The sequence below is a fragment of the Mesorhizobium sp. C395A genome, assembly GCF_030323205.1.
Taxonomy (GTDB): Bacteria; Pseudomonadota; Alphaproteobacteria; order Rhizobiales; family Rhizobiaceae; genus Mesorhizobium.
In genome coordinates this window covers 3,885,278-3,904,366 of record NZ_CP100473.1, presented here as the reverse complement: position 1 = coordinate 3,904,366, position 19,089 = coordinate 3,885,278, and the positions used below count along the sequence as shown (strand labels likewise).

At 64.4% G+C, this 19,089-nt stretch carries 11 protein-coding genes; 2 read left to right on the top strand and 9 right to left on the bottom strand.

Annotation, left to right across the window (positions count from 1 at the left end; translation table 11 throughout):
* Positions 1-65: 65 nt before the first annotated feature.
* On the bottom strand, positions 66-10,655 hold the full coding sequence (locus tag NLY37_RS19045; RefSeq protein ID WP_023743072.1) for a hypothetical protein: 10,590 nt from the start codon (positions 10,653-10,655) through the stop codon (positions 66-68).
* Between the two features lie 124 nt (positions 10,656-10,779).
* On the opposite strand from NLY37_RS19045, the gene NLY37_RS19040 reads away from it, so the two are divergent.
* Entirely contained in the window at positions 10,780-11,022 is a 243-nt protein-coding gene (locus NLY37_RS19040; RefSeq protein ID WP_156933977.1) for a hypothetical protein, read from the top strand.
* Here NLY37_RS19040 and NLY37_RS19035 read toward each other — a convergent pair.
* The gene (locus NLY37_RS19035) at positions 11,000-12,304 is read right to left on the bottom strand and encodes an inverse autotransporter beta domain-containing protein (protein ID WP_156933978.1); all 1,305 of its coding nucleotides are present in this window, start codon (positions 12,302-12,304) and stop codon (positions 11,000-11,002) included. The two genes, NLY37_RS19040 and NLY37_RS19035, sit on opposite strands and share 23 nt — an antisense overlap.
* Before the next feature lie 261 nt (positions 12,305-12,565).
* On the opposite strand from NLY37_RS19035, the gene NLY37_RS19030 reads away from it, so the two are divergent.
* Positions 12,566-13,114 carry an invasion associated locus B family protein gene (locus NLY37_RS19030; protein WP_023743075.1) on the top strand — a complete coding sequence of 183 codons (549 nt, stop codon included), beginning with the start codon at positions 12,566-12,568 and terminating at the stop codon, positions 13,112-13,114.
* 55 nt (positions 13,115-13,169) lie between these two features.
* On the opposite strand, the gene NLY37_RS19025 is transcribed toward NLY37_RS19030, so the two are convergent.
* Genes NLY37_RS19025 through NLY37_RS18995 form a run of 7 tightly spaced genes read right to left on the bottom strand, consistent with a single transcriptional unit; the run spans position 13,170 to position 18,922 of the window.
* Complete coding sequence (locus tag NLY37_RS19025; protein ID WP_023733647.1) at positions 13,170-14,678, bottom strand: aldehyde dehydrogenase family protein; 1,509 nt, start codon at positions 14,676-14,678, stop codon at positions 13,170-13,172.
* A gap of 20 nt (positions 14,679-14,698) precedes the next feature.
* Positions 14,699-15,043: a cupin domain-containing protein gene (locus NLY37_RS19020; protein ID WP_023672951.1), complete on the bottom strand. Its 345-nt coding sequence runs from the start codon at positions 15,041-15,043 to the stop codon at positions 14,699-14,701.
* A gap of 23 nt (positions 15,044-15,066) precedes the next feature.
* A complete protein-coding gene (locus NLY37_RS19015; RefSeq protein WP_023672950.1) occupies positions 15,067-15,408 on the bottom strand; it encodes a cupin domain-containing protein in 342 nt (113 codons plus the stop codon).
* A 21-nt stretch (positions 15,409-15,429) separates the two neighbouring features.
* Positions 15,430-15,780: a cupin domain-containing protein gene (locus NLY37_RS19010; protein WP_023672949.1), complete on the bottom strand. Its 351-nt coding sequence runs from the start codon at positions 15,778-15,780 to the stop codon at positions 15,430-15,432.
* Entirely contained in the window at positions 15,777-17,051 is a 1,275-nt protein-coding gene (locus NLY37_RS19005; protein ID WP_023672948.1) for a glycosyltransferase, read from the bottom strand. The genes NLY37_RS19010 and NLY37_RS19005 overlap by 4 nt, the downstream gene beginning before the upstream one ends.
* A 9-nt stretch (positions 17,052-17,060) precedes the next feature.
* Positions 17,061-18,134, bottom strand: a complete 1,074-nt coding sequence (locus NLY37_RS19000) for an ABC transporter ATP-binding protein (protein WP_023743076.1) — start codon at positions 18,132-18,134, stop codon at positions 17,061-17,063.
* On the bottom strand, positions 18,131-18,922 hold the full coding sequence (locus NLY37_RS18995; protein WP_023743077.1) for an ABC transporter permease: 792 nt from the start codon (positions 18,920-18,922) through the stop codon (positions 18,131-18,133). The genes NLY37_RS19000 and NLY37_RS18995 overlap by 4 nt, the downstream gene beginning before the upstream one ends.
* Between the last annotated feature and the right edge of the window lie 167 nt (positions 18,923-19,089).

The following is a 19,089-nucleotide window of genomic DNA, read 5'->3' as shown; positions in this document are numbered from 1 at the left end:
TAAGACAACAAGTCGATATCAGATTCATAAAATATATTTCCTAGGACGAAATCCAAGGTTGCTGACTACGGTGTCGCGGCAGGCAGCAGTGGCAGCGGCTGGTTGAAGAACGTCCGGGTGTCCGTCAGTGCCGTTGCCCCGCCATTGACGGTTTCGATACCGGCCTCGCTCGCCTGCGGTACGTTGATCGTGCCGTCGGCGCCGCCGAGGCCGTCCGCGAGGAAGCGGATGGCATTGGCGTTGTTGACGTTGGTGATGGTGTTGGCATGAACGTCGGCATTGATGATAGCGCCGGCAAATGTGGCGGTGACCGTGATGCCGCGGCTGTCGGCATTGTCGCGAATGGTGTTGTTGGTGACCGTCGCGTGCACGGTGCCCGGCTGCACGAGCTGCGTGATCGAGACGCTGTCGCCACCGCTTATGCCGTTGACGCCGATGCTCTGGATAATGTTGTTGTCGATCAGCACCTTGGCGACGCCGAGGCTTTCATGCCCAACCCTGATGCCGTTGCCGGTTCGCGATCCCGAGGTTGCTACGCCTTGCGTACCGATGACGTTGTTGGCGATTGTGCCGTCAAGCGTCCGTGCGAGGTCGCCGCTGCTGAACACGTTGATGGCCGTCGAGTCGCTGTTGGTGACGGTGTTGTTCCGGACGGTGAAATTCAGATTGCCGCCCGTGCCGACGCCGGAATTGCTGCTCTGGGTGAGGTTGATGCCGTTGTTCAGATTGTTGAATAGATTTCCCGTGGTCTCGCCGATGTGAGCGTTGACGGTGCCGTCATTGGCAATGACGAACAGACCGGTTCCAGGGATGACTCCCGGTCCGGGATAGGCGTTGTTGCCGGTGAAGGTTGCGCCGTCGACGGTCAGCGTCATCGTCGGCGCGCCGGCGACACCGGCGCCGTCCGCCTCGAAGATGAAGTCGCTGCCGGCATTGTTTGAGGCGCCGTTGTTCGAGAACGTGCCGCCGCTCACCACCAGGTTCGCCAACGTGCCGCCGGAATTGATGACCTGCACGTTATGGGTGAATGAGTTGGAGACCGTGAGGTTGGTGAACGTGGTGACGTGCGAGGCGTTGCCGGTAAGTTCGTTGAACAGGATTCCGGACTCGGTGTTGGCATCGGCATTGCTGTTCAGGGTCAGACCGTTGAGCACCACACCGTTGACGCGCAGGCCCTTTATGCCGTTGCCCGCATTGTCGCTGATAATCATGTTGCTCAGGCTGACATCCTGAGTGTCGGTCAGGCTGACGCCATCGCCGGTCGAGTTCTGGATCGTGCCGCCGCTGCCCCCCGTCGCGCCGGTGCCGGTCACCACCAGATTGCCGCTGGTGCCGGTGTTGTTGAGCACGATGCCGTTGGCTGCACCATTGGACGCAATGCTCCTGAACGTCACGTCGCCGGCGCCGATCGTCGTGTTGGCGACATTAAGGGCCGTGCCCGTGCCGGACACGATGGTGTTGCCGGTGCCCTGCACCGTCATCGTGCCGCCGGTGGTGGCTGCCGGACCGGGGCCGGTGGCGCTGAAACCGGCGCCGCTGGTCGTGGCGATGACCAGCCCGCCATTGGTGAAGTTGATCGTCGCGCCGGCATTGTCGCTCAGGCTGACGCCAGCCGCCGTGGTCGAGGTGATCGATTTCGACGCGCCGGAGAAGGTGATGATGCCGGCGACATTGTCGTCCAGCAGGATGCCGATCTGGCCCGCCGCATTATGCGTGATGTTGCCCGACAGGGTGATGTTGCCGGCGGTCAGGGCGCGATCCTGGATGTTGACCGCCTGGCCGGTGCTGCCGCTGGTGATCGCGCCGGCATAGGTGAACGCCGCCGTGCCGCCGCTGTTGGCGGTGCCTAGGCCATCGCCGATACGGATCACGGCGCTTGTTCCGCCCACCAGCGCGCCGGTGCCGAGGTCGATCGCTCCCGAACCGGTGACGGAATCGAGGATGACGGCGCTGGTGCCGCCGGCGCCTTTGTTTGTGGAAGCGAAGGTCACGCCGCCCGCCGCGCTAGCAACGCTGTCAAGGTTGACCGCGACGCCGCTGCCGGTCGAAATCGTGTTGCCCGAGCCGATAACGGTCACGGTGCCAGTACCGTTGCTCGTGGCGTTGAAGCCGGTGCCGGAGGTGGTGGTGATGGCTAGGCCGCCGCCGGTGAAGTTGACCGCGGTGTTGGTGTTCGCCGTCAGGTCGACGGCATTGTTGGCTCCGGTGGTCAGTATCTTGCTGGCGCCGGAGAAGTTGATCGTGCCGCCGGTGTTGGCGTTGACGAGGATCCCGTTGGCCACGCCGCCGGTGGCGCTGAGAGTGCCCGACAATGTCGTGGTGCCGGCGGTGCGGGTGGAGATGCTGACGACGTTTCCGGCCGTGGTCTTGGTGACCGAGCCGGCATAGCTGACATTGGCCGAGCCGCCGGTGACCAGGAAGGCCGCGCCGGTCGCGCCGCCGAGCGCACCGGAGCCGAGGCTGACAGTGCCGGCGCCGGTGACATTGGTCAGCGACACGTTGTTGGTGCCGCCGGTCGAATTGGTCGAGGTGAAATTGATGCCGGTGGTGGCGATGCCGTTGAGGTTGACCGCCTGCGCGGAAGTGGAGCTCACCGTGCCGGTCGTGACATTGACCGTGCCGCCATTGCTGGCGCTGAATCCGGTGGTGCCGCTTGTGACGATGTCGAGGTTTGCGAAGCTGACGGTCGAGGCCGTGGCACCGTTGTTGATCGCGACTGCGGTGCCGGTCATCGGCGTCGTGGTGCCGAGATCGACCGTACCGATGAAGCTCACCGTATTGGCCGCCGTCGCGCCGGAAATACTAATGCCGCTGGCAGCGCCATTGGCGATCACCGAGCCGGCGAAGGTGAAACTGCCGCCAGCGCGGGTCGAGATCGTGGCCGCCGCGCCCGACGTGCTGATGATGGAGCTGGCGCCGTCGAAGCTGATCACCGCGTTGCCGCCGGTCACCGAAAGGCCGCTGCCGCCCGATATGTCAACATTGGCGCCGATAATCGTGCCGCCAGGACCCGACGCGCCGCCGAAGGCGATGCCGGTTCCGGTCGCCGCCGTGGTGATGTTGACGTTGGTCAGCGTCGTCGTGCCGGTGGTGTTGTCGAGTTTGAAAGCAATGCCGGTGGCGCCGGTGCTGGTGACGTTGGTGATGGTGGTGTTGGACGCGTTCAGCCACACATCGCTGGCGTTGCCGGAGAAAGTAACGTTGTTGATCGTCGTGCTGTTCGACGGGGTAATCTCGATACCCTGCGTGGCGAAATTGCTGATGGTCATGTTGCTGATGACGGTATTCGCAGCACCCGCGCCATTGTCCTTGACGCCACGCGCGGCACCCGCCGGGCTGCCATTCAGGATGAAGCCGTCGATGATGTTGCCGCTGGCGCCGAGCGTGATGACATTGTTGCCGGCACTCGTCGTCAGCGTCGCGGCGCCATTGGGCGTCTGGTCGATGATCGAGATGCTGTTGCTGGCGAGCTGGATGGTGGAGGGCACCGTCAGCGCCAGATTGATGTTGCCGTTGCCGAAGCCGCGCACCTGCTCGCCGGTGGCGAGAGCCAGCGTGTCGTTGCCATTGCTGCCTGCCGCGGTGATGGTGCCGCCATCGTTGACGAGAACCAGGATGTCCGTCGCCACGGCTGCTGCTTCGGCGGTGGCCAGCGTCGCGAGATTGTTCTGGTCGCGACCGCTGCCGTCACCGGTCGCGGACGCGCCGACGAAATAGACCTTGCCGACTCCGAAGCCCAGGCCGGGAGCCGACTGGAAGTTCACATCCTGGAAATTGTAGGTGCCGGCAACCGGCGCACTGGATGCGTCGATGCCTACATTGGCGCCGATGGTCGAGAGCTGGTCGGTCGCCGATTCGCCGTCGCCATAGGTGAAAGCGAGGTTGGTGGCGCTGTTGAGGAACACGCCGGTGTTGACGCCGGCAATGCTGGAGCTGGCGCCGCCGACAACGGCATCGCCGAGGCGTACCGTCTGGCCGCCAGTGGCGCCACGCAGGTCGACGGCGATGGTGCTGCCGGCGGCGGCCGCGTTGGTCACGTCGAAATCATTGGCGGTGATCGCCGCGTTGATCGCCGCACCATTGAGGTCGAAGGCGATGCCTGTCGTGCTGTTCAGGCCGATGTCGAGATCGTTGAAGGACAGCGCCGCGCCAAGCGTGCCGGAAACATCGACACCACGCGTGGTCATGCCTTGCAGGTTGACCGTGCCGAGAATGATGGCGCCGCCGCCGGACGAGGCGATATTGTTCAGCGAGATGCCGGTTGCGGCGGCAGTGGCCGAAACACTGTCGAAATTCATGCCCGCAGCGCCAATCGTAACGCCATTGAGGTTCAACGCGGTGCCGCCGGCCGTCGTGGTGATGCTGTTGTCGCTGAGGGGCGCGCCGACGCTGACCGTGCCACCGCCGCTGGCGTTGAAGCCCGTGCCGGAGGTGGTGGTAATCACCAGGCCACCCGTATCGAAGTTGATCGTCGCGCCGGTGTTGGTCGTCAAGTCGACCGCCGTATTGGCGCCAGTGGTCAGCGTCTTCGTGCCACCGCTGAGAGTGATGGTCCCGCCGGAGTTGCCGTGGACATAGATACCATTGTCGAAACCGCCGGTGGCGCTGAGCGCGCCGGACAGTGTGACCGTGCCGCCGGTGACGCCGGAGATGTCGACGATCTTGCCGGCGGTGGTCTTGGTGACCGTGCCGCCATAGCTGACGGTCGCAGCACCGCCGGTGAGCTGGAATGCGACGCCCGAAGCGCCGCTCAATGCGCCGGATCCGAGGCTGACTGTTCCGGTGACATTGGCCAGGCCAACATTGTTGGTGCCGCCGCCCGACGAGGTCGAGTCGAGCGCAATGCTGGCGGCGACGCCGGAGAGGCTGATCGCCTGGCCGAGGGTCGAGTTTACCGTCTCGGCACCGCCGGTGGCGGTGATGCCCATCGTGCCGCCGGTGCCCACGATGGCCGTGCCGGAGGTGGTGTCGATGGTCACACCGCCGGTGAAGCTTGTCGTGCCGCCGCTCTGCGACAGGCCGACGCCGCTCGTCGTATCGATGTTGGCGAGGCCGGTGACGTTGACCGTGCCTGATACCACATGGATGCCGCCGCCGGCCGTGGCGGTGTTGTTGACCGTCACCGCGCCGAAGGTGAACGTGCCGGTGTTGGCGCCGGTGCCGTCTATGCCGAAGCTGCTGGTGCCGGTGATGCTGGTCGCGCCGGAGACATTCACCGCCCCGGTGACGCCGTTGAGGATGATGCCGCTTGTGCCGCCGCTCGAGGTGATGCTGTCGAAATTGACGCCGCCGGCGCCGAGTGTGCCTTGCAGCGATAGCGCTGTCTGGCCCGTAGCGTTGATCGTCGTCGAGCCGGCATTCGCGACGGTCAGGACATTCAGCCCCGAGAGGCTGAGGCCAGTGGCGAGGGACGTCGTGATGTCGAGGCCGCCATTGAAATTGACGGCGCCGCCGGCGGTGCCGCCCGAAATCGAGACGCCATTGCCGCCGGTGATGGCCACCTGGTCGGTGAAGGTCACCGCGCCGCCGGTGCGGTTGGCGATGTTGATGCCGCCACCGGTCAGCGTTCCGGCCGGCCCGCCATTGGGCAGGAAGCCGCGCGACACCGAGATGGTGCTGGTGCCGCCATTGACGTCGAGCAGCGTGCCGGCAAGGTTGATGTTGTTGTTGATGACCGACAGACTGCCATTGAGGCCGGTAACCTGGATGGCGGTCTGGCCCGCCGCGACATTCGAGATCGTCACGCCTTCGATGGTAATGCCGCTGGCATTGCTGAAGCCGGCCGCGCTCTGGTCGATCAGGAAGGCGGCACCGGCCGCGCTGCTGAAGTCGAATGCGGTGTGGCGCACGGCATTGTCGCCGAGCAGCTGCATCAAGTTGGCCGTCCCGCTGACGACGGCCTCGTCGCCGGTGATGTTGCCGCCGGTGGCGCCAAGAGCACCTTGGACGTTGGCCGGCTGGATCGTGCCGGTCGAAACCACATTGCTGTTGCCGAAGCCGGTGATCGTCTGGCCGGAATCGAGCGTGAAGGCGGTGGCGCCGAGATTGATCGTGCCGACGAAGGCGAAGTTCTGCGCGCCTGTCAGCGCATCGGCGGCGGCGAGCGAAATGGTGTTGACGCCCATGCTGAGATTGCCGGTCGTGCCGGCGGCGATGAAGCCGCCCGACTGCGAGACCAGCGTGACCGAACCGGGCGCGGTGGCGAGGTTGGCGCTGCCGGTGAAGAACACGTCGTCGAAATCGTAGTTGCCCGATATCGGGTCGAGGCCGACGGTGTCGACGGTGTAGCCGCCAACGGCCGCGGTGATGAAGGATTCCAGGCCGTCGGTCGAATCGCCGTCGCCGAAGGTGAAGGTGGCATTGGCTGAAGTCGCCGTGGTGCCGCCGGACGACAGTTCGACGCCGACGCCGACATTGTCGATCTTGGAACCCTGCAGGAAGGTGATGACCTTGTTGCCCGTGGTCGACGACAGGTCGATGCCGCGCGAGGTCAGGTCGCCCAGGCCGGTGATCGTCGTCAGGCCGAAATCGGCCGTCGTCGAGGAGCCGCTGAAGTCGATGCCGGTCTGGTTGGCGCCGACATCGTCGATGGTAGTCGTGCCGAAGCTGACATCGTTGTTGGTGCCGGCGAAGTTGATGCCGGCAGTGCCGCTCGTGGTGCCCAGCGTGACCTGGGTCGTGCCGAAGGTCACCGGGCCGGCATTGCCGACAATGTAGATGCCGATGCCGCCGGCGCCCGTCACGGTCACCGCCCCGAAGGTTGCCGATGCGGTGCTCGCGACACCGGAGACGGACAGGCCGGTGCCCAAGGCATTGGTGATCGATAGCGGGGTGGTAACATTCAACGTTGCGGTGCCGATCAGGCCACCGACCACCGCGCCGCCGCCACCGCTCGCCGACAGGGTCGGGCCGGTGAAGCTGAACGCACCGCCTGCCGGGGGCAATGTCGAGCCGATGGCGAACAGATTTCCGGTGCCGGTCGACGTGACGCTGCCGCTGAACTGGGCCGAGCCGCCGATGGTGCCGTCGATCTTGACCGCCGTGCCTGGTGCTGTTGCCGAGCTGGAGATGTTGGCCGAGACCGTGATCGCGGCGCTGCCGCCAAAAACCACGACGCCGTTGCCGGTGCCGGAATTGGTGATGGTGCCGCCGATGTTGATCGTGCCGGTGTTGTTGGTCAGGCTGACGTCGTCGCCCGAAACCAGCGTCGTCACCAGATTGTTGACATTGACCGTCGCGGCGCTGCCTTGCACCACGAAGCCGGGGCCACCGCCAACAACCGTGTCGATCGTCGTCGTGCCATTGAAGGTAACGGCGTTGGCCACGTTGGTGAGGCGGATGGCGTCGCCAGTGACGCGATTGATGTCGACAGCGCCGAAGGTGACGCTGCCGCCGCTGGTGTTTTCGATGAGGATGCCGGTCTGCACGGCGCCGCCTGAGCCGTCGACGGTGACGCTGTCGAAAATGACGCCGCCTGCGCCGATGGTCAAACCGCCGGCGCCACCGAGATGGATGCCGTTTTCGACAGGGCCGAGCCCAGATGCGGTCGTGTTAGTGCCGGTGACGGTGAGCGTGCCGCCATTGATGGCGCTGAAGGCAAGGCCGCCATCGGTGGTGAGGTCGAGCCCGCCGGTGAAATTGATCGTGCCGCCGGCATTGCCGGTCAGGTCGATGGCGTTGGCCGCGCCGGTGCTGGCGGTGATTTGGCCGGCGAAGGTGGCGGAGCCGCCGGTCATGCCGCTGATGATGACCGCGCTCGCGGCACTCGTCTGATTGATGGTGCCGTTGTAGGTGAGGTTAGGCGTTGCTCCAAGAATGCTGAGCGCCGTGCCCGTCGTGCCGGCGATCGAACTCGCATTGTCGAAGGTCAGCGTGCCCGTGGAACCGCCCGTGACGCTGACGCCGATGCCGGCGCCGGTGATGTCCAAATTGTTGAAGGTGCCGGTGCCGCCGAAGTTGCTGGCCAGCAGGCCAGTGCCGCTGACGCCGCCCATCGTCGTGTTGGTGATGTTGATCGCACCCGTTGCGCCGGTCAGGTCGATGCCGGTTACGGCGCTGCTGATCGTCACCCCGGTGATGGTGGCCGCGTTTACATTCGATCCGTTGATCGCCGAGCCCGAACCCGCATTGCTGACGCTGAGGTCGGCGACGCGGTTGCCGTTGGCGAGATCGATGGTGCTGCCGGCCGAGTTGTTGAGGGTGGCGGCGCCATTGCCGAACGGATCGACCTGGGTGCCCGAAGTAACCACCTCGGCGCCGGTGACGTTGGCCGGCGGCCCGCCGAGAGCGACGGTGTTGCCGTTGGCGAAGGAGACGATCTGCTGGCCGTCGGCAAGCGTGAAGCCGTCGGCATCGGTGTTGATGGTTCCAGCGCCGCTGTTGACAAGAACGAAGATGGTGTTGGCGTCGGTCGTCAGACCGTCGGCGGCGTCGGCGTTGATAAGGTCGCCAACGCTCGCGCCGGAGCCGGTTCCGGTGTTTGCTGCGCCGACGAAGATGACGTTGGCGGTGTCGAACAGCTGCGGGCCGACCAAATGGGTGGCGTTAAAAGCATAGGTGCCGTTGCCGGCCAGCAGGCCGCGCATGTCGAGCGAGGCGGTGGTCCCCGTGATCGATGCGCCGCCGGCGGCACCGAACGAGAAGGTGGTGTTGGCGCTGGTCCCGGGCGCGCCGTGCGTGCCCATCTGGACGCCGGTGCCGGCGGAAATGACGCCGGTGCCGATCGTCACCGAGCCGCCGGTGGTGCCGGAAAGGTCGATGCCGGTCGAAGTGCCGGCGCCGGTGATGTCGAGCGAGGTGGCGGTGAAGGTCGACTGGCTGCCCGACAGGTCGACCCCGGTCTTGCCGGTCGCCAGGCCGGTGATGTCGATGTTGGCGAAGCTGATCGTGCCGTTCGTACCGGAAATGTCGATCGCGTTTTGGCCCGGCTGGTCGATCGCCACATCGCCGAAAGTGATGGCACCGGAATTGGCAGCCAGTATGATACCAGAGCCAGAAGGAGCGGTGACCGTGGCATTGCCGCCAAAGCCTACCGTTGCCGAGCTATTCTGGATGACAATGCCGTTTGCGACGTTCGAAATCGTCGTCGAGCCGGAGATCTCGAAGCTGCCGGTGACGTTCGTGAGGCCGACACCGGTCCCGCCACTAATCTGGTTGAGGCTGGTCAGCGTGACATCGAGCCCAATCTGGGATGCGCTGAATCCGTTGCCGCCATTGCCGGAGATCGTTCCGCCAGTGGTCGTCAGCTTGCCGGCGCCCGTCGATGTGGCGTCGACGCCACTGCCGCCATTGACCTTGGCGTCAAGCGTCTCGAAGCCGTAGGTACCGTTGCCGTTGATCAACAGGCCGTCGGTGCCGTTGTTCGACAGCGTCGTCGTGCCGTTGAACGAATAGGTTCCGTCGCCCTGGATCGACAAGCCGGCGCCGCCATTGTTGGTCGAGCTGAGGTTGGTGGCGGTAACGGTATTGGTGCCGTCGAACAGCAAGCCGTTCAGGTCGGCGCCGCTGACGGCCAGGCCCGTCATTGTGACATTGCTGACGGCGCTGCCGTGAACCGCGTTGCCGCCACCGGTATTGGACAGGTTGAAGTCGAGCAGCGAGGTATTGTTGGCGAGCGTCACCGTGTCGCCGGCACCGCTATTGGTCAGCGTGGCTGCGCCGCCGGCGTCGGAGACGGTGCTGCTGTGCACGACATTGTTGCCCGTCACATTGATCGGGATGCCGCCGAGCGAGAACGTGCGGCCGTTGCCGAACGAAGCCAGCGTCTGGCCGGCGCTCAGCGAGAAGCCGTCCGTATCGTCTATGTCCGTGCCGCGATTGACCAGCACGAAGATCGCGGTGCCGTCGGTATTGGCATCGGCCGTCGCGACCGTCGCCAGGTCGAGCAGCGAGGATCCGGTGCCCGAACCGGTCGCGGTCGCGCCGACGAAAATCACATTCTGCTGGTCGAACAGCTGCGGGCCGCTGAAGGTCGTCGAGCCGAAAGCATAGAGCCCGAGCGTCTGGTTGAGCCCCCGCGCGTCGAGGGAGGCGGTGATGCCGGCAATCGAGCCGCCGCCGAAACTGAATTGGGCATTGGCCGAATTGGCCGGCGAGCCGGAAATGCCGAAGCGCACGCCGGTGTCGACATTGGCGATCGCGCCGCCATCGGTGATGACGATCGTTGCCCCGCCCGCGCTCGGGGAAGACAGATCGATGCCGATCGAGCCGGCGGCGCCTGTGCCAGTGATGTTGAGCGACTGCGCGGTGAAATTCGTCTGGCTGCCGGAGAAATCGAGGCCGACGCCGGAGCCGAGGCCAGCAATGACGATGTTGCCGGCAATTATTGATGTGTTGGCGCCCGCAAACACCATGCCGTCGGTGCCGGGATTGGTGATGTTGATGTCGCCGAAGCGGATCGCGGCCGGCGAATCCGTGATCGCGATGGCCGGTCCGGTCGTGTTCGAGATCGTCGTCGCGCCGTTGACGGTGAGGCTGCCCGAAAGATTCTCGAGCACGACGCCCGATGCGCCGCCGGTCTGGGTGATCGAATCCAGCACGATATGGGCGGTGATCGGATCGATGAAGACACCGACCCCGTCGTCGCCGAGCGCCTTGTTGCCCGACACCTGGCCGCCGGTGATGGTGATCGAGCCGGCGATCCCGGTGCCCTTCACGGTAATGCCGGCATCGTTGTTGTCGAGCGCGTTGAGGGTGGCGAAAGTGTAGGTGCCGTGGCCGGTTATATCCAGGCCGTCGTCGCCATTGCCCTGCAGCAGCGTCGTGCCGGTGAAGTTATAGGTGCCGTCGCCTTCGATATGCAGTCCGTCGAGGCCGTTGCCGGTCGCGGTGAAGTTCGAGCCATTGACGCCGGTCGATGTGCCGGTGAAGTCGGCGCCGTGGCCGCCGGTGCCGGTGACCGTGACGTTGGTCAGCGTGGCGCCGGCGATGTTGTTGCCGAAGATGCCGTCCTTGCCGCCGGTGATGGTGATACCGCTCAGCGTGTTGCCATTGGCGAGCGTCAGGACGTTGTTGCGGGGTTAGTGCCCTGGATGGTGCCGTTGGAGCCGCCGAAATTGTAGGTGCCGATGCTGCCGTCGGCGAGCCGCGCCTGGACACCGCCGCCACCGCCGATAACGGTCTGTCCGTTGGCGAGCGTCACGCCGGCTGTCGTAATGTTGCCCTTGCCGCCCAGCGCGACGACGACGCCGTTAGCGCCGGCGCCGGCGACTGCATTGTCGAGCGTGGTCGGGTCGCCGATCGTGCCGAGGCCGAGCGCGTCGTTGTCACCATCGGCAAAGAAGAACTGGCCGAATGCCGTGTTGGTGGCGGCATTGATCGCCACCCGCGTCGACGTGCCGGTAACTTTGTCCTGGCTCTCGATGCGAACGCCGATGTCGCCGCGTACGCGCTCGTTGACGCGTTTGCGCAGGCCGGGGCTGACCGGATAGACCGGCTCGGCGCCGTCATCGGCCGAAGACGAGCCCTTGTCGAAAGCGTTGAGCGGCACCGTCAGCCGGATGCTGCCGGCGAACTGGGTGTCATCGCGGTTGTCGTTGCGCACCTCGCCGGTGAAGGTCAGCGACGTGCCTTTGCCGATGACGTCGCCGATCGAATATTCCAGGCCGGCCTTGGCGCCGGTGATGCTGCCGTCGTCGCCGTCGGGATCGCCGAAATGGTAGGCGCCGACATCGAAACGCAGTGAATGGTTCTCGGGCAGGTTGAGCGGCACCTGAACGCCGACCTCGCCCTCGATGCCCCAGGCCGCGTAATCGCGGTGGGCGATGGCCGATATCTGCTCGATCAGCTGATGACCGACCAGCGACAGGCTCGACTCTTGCCCGGCCGTGCTGCGGTCGCCGCTGATCGGCAGATAGACGTTTACGTGCGCATCGTATTTTGAGGTGATGGCCTCGAGGCCGAGCGTCGAGGCGACGAACTGGTGACTGTCGTGGTTCTGGATGTTGAGATAGGCGTAGCCGCCGATCATCAGATCCGGATTCACGATGCGGCGAACGCCGAGGCCGACGTCCTGGCCGAAGCCGTCGTCGAAATCGTATTTCGAGCGCACATCGAGAAAGAGAACGGATTCGAGGTTCTGCTTCAGCGGCAGGAAACCCTCGATCGCCGTGTTGCCGCCATTGTTGTTGGCGCCGATGATGGCGCGGACCTGCGGCTGCCACAGTCCGGTGTCGCCGGCATGGGCGGCTATGCCGGAAAGGGCAAGTGCCAGAGTGGACAGCGCAGTCGTCTTCCAGAGATGCCTGGAAAAACCTGACCGGCGATACTTGCTATTCGCCCGGAAGCTTCTTCCGTGCGTCGCCATGCCATTGATCTGCCGAGTTTTCTCGGTCGTCTCCATCCCTTGCGAACCCCGACGAGTACACGCTCCGTCGCTAATACTATCCGAATCCCAGTGTATAGCGAGCATGATTGTTTGCTTTACACGTACAAAATTTCAAAGTTGTTTATTGTGACAAGTCAGCAACAGTAATTTAGCCCGAGCTCATGTACCGTATTGGCTTCCCCGCCAGGCTCGGCTGTTGTATCAACGCGCTCGGCGAAACCCTGACACGACGAGGATCGGATGGCTTCATTGCTGAGAACCGTTTGTGGGCGGGCCGCCTGGGTCGGCGCGCTATGGCTGGTCGTGACGGCAGGGTCGGCGCTTGCCGAAGAGCCGAAGTCAACCACATCTGCCGAGACCAAGCCTGCAGAAGGCAATCCGTGGGCGCTAAACTGCGCTAGCGGATCGGCCGGCACCGAGCTTCAATGCCAGGTCTCCCAAAACCTTACCGAGGCCAAGACGGGGCAGCGCGTTCTTACCGTTACGGTTCGCCGCGACAACGGCAATGGCAACCTCGCGATGCTGCTGGCCTTGCCGCACGGGCTGTTCCTGCCTTCCGGCGCCTCGTACCAGATCGACCAGGGGCAGAAGACGACCATCGCCATCCAGACCAGTGACCAGAACGGCGCCTATGCGGCGACCCCTTTGTCGGCGGACCTCCTCAAGGCGATGAAATCGGGAACCAACCTGAACATCGGCATCGAGTCCGTGACGCGCAAGCCGGTGACCATTCCGGTCTCGCTTGCCGGATTCACTGCCGCGATCGACAAGCTTCAAGCGTTGAAATAGCCGGCCTATCTCGGCAGATGCGTAAGCATCAGCTTACGTTATGGACTAGCCGGGCTCACACGTGCTTGCGGCCGCCTGTCTCGCGGAACCAGCTGTCGGGGTAGGGGTACCACCAGTCCTTGATCGCCGGTCTGTGGTCGATGATGACCATCTTGGAGCGTCGGAAGGCGTCGAGTCCCTGGCGTCCCAGCTCGCGGCCAAGGCCTGATGCCTTCCAGCCGCCGAAGGGCAGGGCGTCATTGTCGATCAGCGGGTTGTTGACCCAGACCATGCCGGCCTCGAGCCGCTCGGCCGCTTCATGCGCCTCGGCGAGGTCGGTGGTGAAGACCGAGGCGCCGAGCCCGAACGGGCTGTCATTGGCAAGCCGGATCGCTTCGTCGAAATCCTTTACGCGGCAGATCGCTGCGACCGGCCCGAAACACTCTTCGCGCACGATCGCCATATCGGGTGTAACCCCGGTCAGGATCGTTGGCTCGTAGAACCAGCCATTGTTGTGCGCCGGCGGAATGCGCCCGCCGGCAACGGCTATAGCGCCGTTGCTGATAGCATCATCGACCAGCCGCATCACTTTCGCCCGGGCGGCTTCGCTGACCAGCGGGCCGATCTCGGTCTTGTCCATGCCATTGCCGATGCGCAGCGCCCGCGTCTTCTCGGCGAACAGCTCGACGAAGCGATCGTGAACCGAGTCGACGACAAAGAAGCGTTCGGCCGAGGTGCAGACCTGGCCGGTCAGGTGGAAGGCGGCGGTGACGCTGCCGGCTGCCGCCACGTCGAGCGGCGCGTGCTCGCTGATGATCAGCGGATCGCTGCCGCCGGCTTCGATGACGCAAGGCTTCATGCGCTCGGCGCAGGCGACTGCCACGGCTTTGCCGGCGGCGACCGAGCCGGTGAAGGCGACAGCGTGGGTGCGCTCGGAGGCGATCAGCGCCTGCGCGGTGGCGGCCGTGCCAGGCAGGCAGGCGACCAGCCCTTCCGGCAGTGAACGGAACACCGTCATGTAGTCCAGCGTCGACAGCGTCGTCGCTTCGGCCGGCTTGATGACGCAGCCATTGCCGGCGGCAAGCGAGGCCGCAACGGTCCAGCACATCAGCAGGATCGGGAAGTTGTAAGGCATGATGTGCACGGAGACGCCATACGGCTCGTAGCGCGCATACTGGAACGACCCGGCCTGCGTCGTACCGGCGATCTTGCCGGCGTCGTCGCGCGCCATCTCGGCATAGTAGCGGAAGATCGGCGCGCAATTGGCGATCTCGCCGATTGCTTCGGGATAAGGCTTGCCCATCTCGCGCACCATCAGCTCTGCGCAGCGGGTGAAGTCCGCCGCCTCGATGGCGTTGGCGACCGCATGCAGATGCTTTGCCCGGCTCTTGGCATCGAGCTTCTTCCAGGCGGCTTGTGCCGTGGTTGCGGCACACAGCACCGCATCGACCTCACCGTCCGTTGCGGCGGAGATCGAGCCGACGGTCTCCAGCGTCGCCGGATCGATCACCGGTTTTGCCGTGCCGGTCATCGGCCGGTAGTCCGGATTGACGAAGAAAGCCGGCCGTTCAGCGGAGAATTGCATGGTCGTCCTTTCAGGTCCGCTCAGCGGATCATGTAGACCTTCTTGATGGTCTCATGGACGGTGCAGACGCCTTTCCAATTCTGAGGAAAGAACGCCGCCGTGTCCGGCTCGATCTGGATGACCTCGCCCGATTCGTGCACATAGGTGCAGCGGCCCTCGAGGAAGTGGCAGAACTCGTCGCGGGTGACATGGCAGTGCCATTTGCCGGGGGTGCAGACCCACAGGCCGCATTCCGAACGGCCCTCCGGCCCCTTGTAGAGCAGCTTGCCCGAGGTGTGGGACACGCCCTCGATCATGGTCGGGATGACGCCCCAGTCGACGAGGTCGGTGATGGCAAGCGGGGATTGCATGATGGGCGTGGTCATGGCGATTTCCTTTAAAAAAGTGCTCAGCGGCACATGAAGGCCTTGGTCAGTGTTTGCGTGATGGTGGAGGTGCCGGCCCAGCCGGCGGGGAAGAACACCAGCATGCCGGCCTCGACCGGGATCTCTTCGCCATTCTCGCGGACATAGGTCCCGCGGCCCGACAGGAAATGGCAGAACTCGTCGGCGGCAAAGGTAACCTTGCGGCTGCCTGGCGTGCACGACCACAGGCCGCATTCGCTTGAGCCGTCCGGGTTCTGCGAGAGGATCCTGCCCGAGGCGCGCGGCGAGCCGGCAAGCGTGTTGCTGCCCCCGCCCCAGTCCTCCAGTTTCACGGTCGAGGCCTTTGGCCAGTGCGGTGTCGGCATATTGGGAAGCTCCGTTGCTGTTCAAGCCAGCATGTAGACGTTGCGCATGGTCTCATGCACGGTGCATTCGCCTGTCCAGCCGGCAGGGAACATGACCACGGTCCCGGCTGCGACTTCTACCACCTCCCCAGCATCCGACCGGTACGTCGCGCGGCCGGCGACGAAATGGCACAATTCGTCGCGCGGAATCGAGAGCCGCCAGCGGCCGGGCGTGCAGACCCAGATGCCGGATTCCGGCTGGTTGTTGGGTCCTTTGTGGACAAGCCTGCCGGTCGAATGCGACGCGCCGTCGAGCGCGTCGGACTGGGCGCCCCAGTCGACGAGGTCGGTGCGGGTGGAGGCTTGGTAAAGGTGCGGGGCGGAGGAGGTCACAGCAACTTCTCCAGCAACCCTGCGGCCTTTTCCGGTCCGTTCTGTGCCCGCATCTGCGACGAGGTCTTCGCCAGCTTGGCCTTCATCTTGGGGTCGGTCAGGCAAGCCTCGATCCTGCTGACCAACTGGGCGTCGCTCCAGTCGTAGCGCGGCATGCCGAAGCCGTGGCCGGTTTCCTGGACGCGGGTGGCGTTGTCGTGGCCGTCCCAGACATAGGGCATGATGATGGCCGGCTTGCCGAAATAGAGGCACTCCGTGAACGAGTTGTTGCCGCCATGGTGGATGACGGCATCGACCTGCGGGATGACTGAAGGCTGCGGAAACCAGCTCTCGACGATGACGTTGTCCGGCACATCCGTGTACAGGTCCTTGTAGCCGCCGACATTGACCAGCGCGCGGTAACGGGTCTTGCCCAGTGTTGTGATGATGCGCTTCAACAAATCGACATCGCCAGCGCCGAGGCTGCCGAAGGAGACATAGAGCAGCGGCCCGTCATTGTTCTCGGCGAAGGTCGGCACGGCGTATGGCTTTTCCTGCCGCACGCAGCCTTCGAGATACTGGAATTTCGTCGTATCAAGCGGATGGCGGCGTTTGAACTTTGCCGCTTCGGGATAGAGCAGCAGATTGAGATAGGGCGAGGCCTCGAAGAACTGACCGACCGGGTATGGCGCTTCATTGTTTGCGGTGAGGAAGGCGTTGAAGTCGTCGTGGATGGGCTTGATCACCGCATTGAAATGATCGCGATAGCGCTGGTGGCCGACATGGTCGTTCTCGCCGCAACCGGAGAGATGCGGCGGGATGTCCTCATCCTCGATCTCGTTTTCCGAGCAGGAGATGACGCGCACCCAAGGCTTGCCGAACTGTTTGATGGCCGGAAACAGGATGACATTGTCGACGCAAATGACATCAGGCTTGATGGCGGCCAGGACTCGCGGCAAATCCTTCTGCGCCCATTTGGCGCTGTCGACGATCGCGGTCCAGCAATCCTTCACGTAATTGTCGACCTGATCGTAGGGCGATTTGCGGAAGTTCGGGATGTGGCCGTTGATGAAGTCTTCCCAGAATTTCGCCATCTGCTCGGGCGGCATCGGCTCCGACAGGTTCACCGGATGCGCTTCGAAGCCGTAACCCTTGTAGACATCGACAAAGCCGGGGTCGGACAGGAACACTGCCTTATGGCCGCGCGCCTCGACGGCTTGCGCGATGCCGACCGAATTGAGCGCCGGGCCGTAGGCCGCTTCGGGAAAAAACGCGATCGTCTTCTGCGCCATCAAGCTCTCCTATTCCTGAAAAATTCTGACATCGGCGGCGTCCCAGCCGAGTTCGACCTGATCGCCCGACGAGACCGGCCGGCGGTCGGCGGCATCGGCGGTGACGCGCACCAGAAATGGTTTTGGCGACAGAGGCGTGCGGACATGCAGCTGCAGGTCCAGCCCGTGATAGGCCAGCGCCTCGACCGTGCCGGCGGTGTGGTTGGCGGTCTCGGGTGACGGGAACAGCCGGATGCGCTCGGGTCGCACCGAGGCCACGGCGGAAGCGCCGGGTGTGAGCTTGGCGGGAACCTTGCCGGTGATGCGCGCGCCGTTCGCGGCGATCACGCCATCCGCAGACACCTTGCCCGGTACGAAATTCATCACGCCGATGAAGTCGGCGACGAAACGGTCGGTGGGATGCTCGTAGATCGCGTGCGGCGTGTCGCATTGCAGCAGCTGGCCGTCCTTGAGCACCGCCATGCGGTCGGCCATGACGAGTGACTCTTCCTGGTCGTGGGTGACGATGACGAAGGTGATGCCGACTTCGTGCTGCAGGCGCTTCAGCTCCATCTGCATGGCGCCGCGCAGTTTCTTGTCCAGCGCGCCCAGCGGTTCGTCGAGCAGCAGCAACCGAGGCCGTTTGACCAGCGCGCGGGCGAGCGCGACGCGCTGCTTCTGGCCACCCGACAATTGCTCAGGCTTACGGTCGGCGAAGGGGACAAGCTCGGTGGTGGCCAGAATGGCCTCGACGCGGGAACGGATTTCAGCTTTCGGCAAGCGCTCCATCTCCAACCCGTAGGAGACATTGGCGCGCACGCTCATATGCGGGAACAGCGCGTAGGACTGGAACATCAGATTGACCGGCCGCTTGTTGGGCGGGGTCCGGGCGATGTCCTTGCCATCGAGCAGTATGCGGCCGTCGGTTGGCGTCTCGAAGCCGGCCAGCATGCGCAGCAGCGTGGTCTTGCCGCAGCCGGAGGGTCCAAGCAGCGCGAAGAACTCGTTTTCGCGGATGTCGAGCGAGATGCCGTCGACGGCGGTGACCCGGCCGAACTTCTTCGAAACGTTATCAATGGCCAGCAGCGTGCGCGGTTCGCTCATTGGCCGATGATCCCACGGTTGAGCCGCTGCGACAGGGTCAGCGCGGTGATGGATACCGCCATGACGATGGTCGCCAGCGCGTTGATCTCCGGCGTGATGCCGAAGCGGATGATGGCGTAGATCTGCATCGGCAGCGTCGTCGAGGCGCGGCCGGCACCGGCGGTGAAGAAGGCGATGATGAACTCGTCGACCGAGAGCGTGAAGGCAAGCAGAGCGCCGGCAATCACTGCCGGCGCGATGACCGGCAATGTCACACGCCGGAAGGTGGTCAGAGCCGAGGCGCCGAGGTCGGCGGAGGCCTCGACGATCGACCAGTCGAAACTCTTTAGCCTTGCGCGCACCACCGAGCAGACGAAGGCGAGGTTGAAGACGACATGGGCGAGGATGATGGTGTGCAGGCCCATGGTCAGGTTTAGCATGGAGAAGAACGACAGCAGAGCGATCGCCAGGACGATGTCGGGGATGATCATCGGTGCGAAGATCAGCGCCTCGAGACCCCTGCCGTATTGCCGGCGCATCTCGATGCCGATGGCCAGCAGCGTGCCGAGCAGCGTGGCGATGGCCGTGGAGACCAACGCCACGATCAGCGTGTTGAGCGCAGCGGAAAGGATGGCGGAATTGCCGGCCAGCGAGGCATACCATTTCAGCGAAAAGCCCGACCATGCCGTCGGCAATCCGCCTTCGTTGAAGGACAGCGCCACCAGCACGGCGATCGGGATGTAGAGGAAGGCGAAGACGAGGGTGAGGATCGTACGCATGCCGAGCGTACGGGTGAAGGAATGGGTCATCGCCGGCCTCCGACAATTGGAGGGCAAGCGAACGACCAGAGTCCTTCTCCCTGTTCGCGGGTAGAAGCTACCGGCAGGCAGACGGGGGGCAGCGTTGAGCGTCGCAAAGGTTGACGCCGCCCCTCATCCGCCCCTTCGGGGCACCTTCTCCCGGTGAACGGGGAGAA

Coding starts and splice junctions, on each gene's coding strand:
- NLY37_RS19015 (WP_023672950.1), bottom strand. CDS start 15,408: ATGCCGACACCGCACTGGCCAAAGGCCTCGACCGTGAAACTGGAGGAC.
- NLY37_RS19025 (WP_023733647.1), bottom strand. CDS start 14,678: ATGCAATTCTCCGCTGAACGGCCGGCTTTCTTCGTCAATCCGGACTAC.
- NLY37_RS19000 (WP_023743076.1), bottom strand. CDS start 18,134: ATGAGCGAACCGCGCACGCTGCTGGCCATTGATAACGTTTCGAAGAAG.
- NLY37_RS19020 (WP_023672951.1), bottom strand. CDS start 15,043: ATGACCACGCCCATCATGCAATCCCCGCTTGCCATCACCGACCTCGTC.
- NLY37_RS19030 (WP_023743075.1), top strand. CDS start 12,566: ATGGCTTCATTGCTGAGAACCGTTTGTGGGCGGGCCGCCTGGGTCGGC.
- NLY37_RS18995 (WP_023743077.1), bottom strand. CDS start 18,922: ATGACCCATTCCTTCACCCGTACGCTCGGCATGCGTACGATCCTCACC.
- NLY37_RS19035 (WP_156933978.1), bottom strand. CDS start 12,304: ATGGCGACGCACGGAAGAAGCTTCCGGGCGAATAGCAAGTATCGCCGG.
- NLY37_RS19005 (WP_023672948.1), bottom strand. CDS start 17,051: ATGGCGCAGAAGACGATCGCGTTTTTTCCCGAAGCGGCCTACGGCCCG.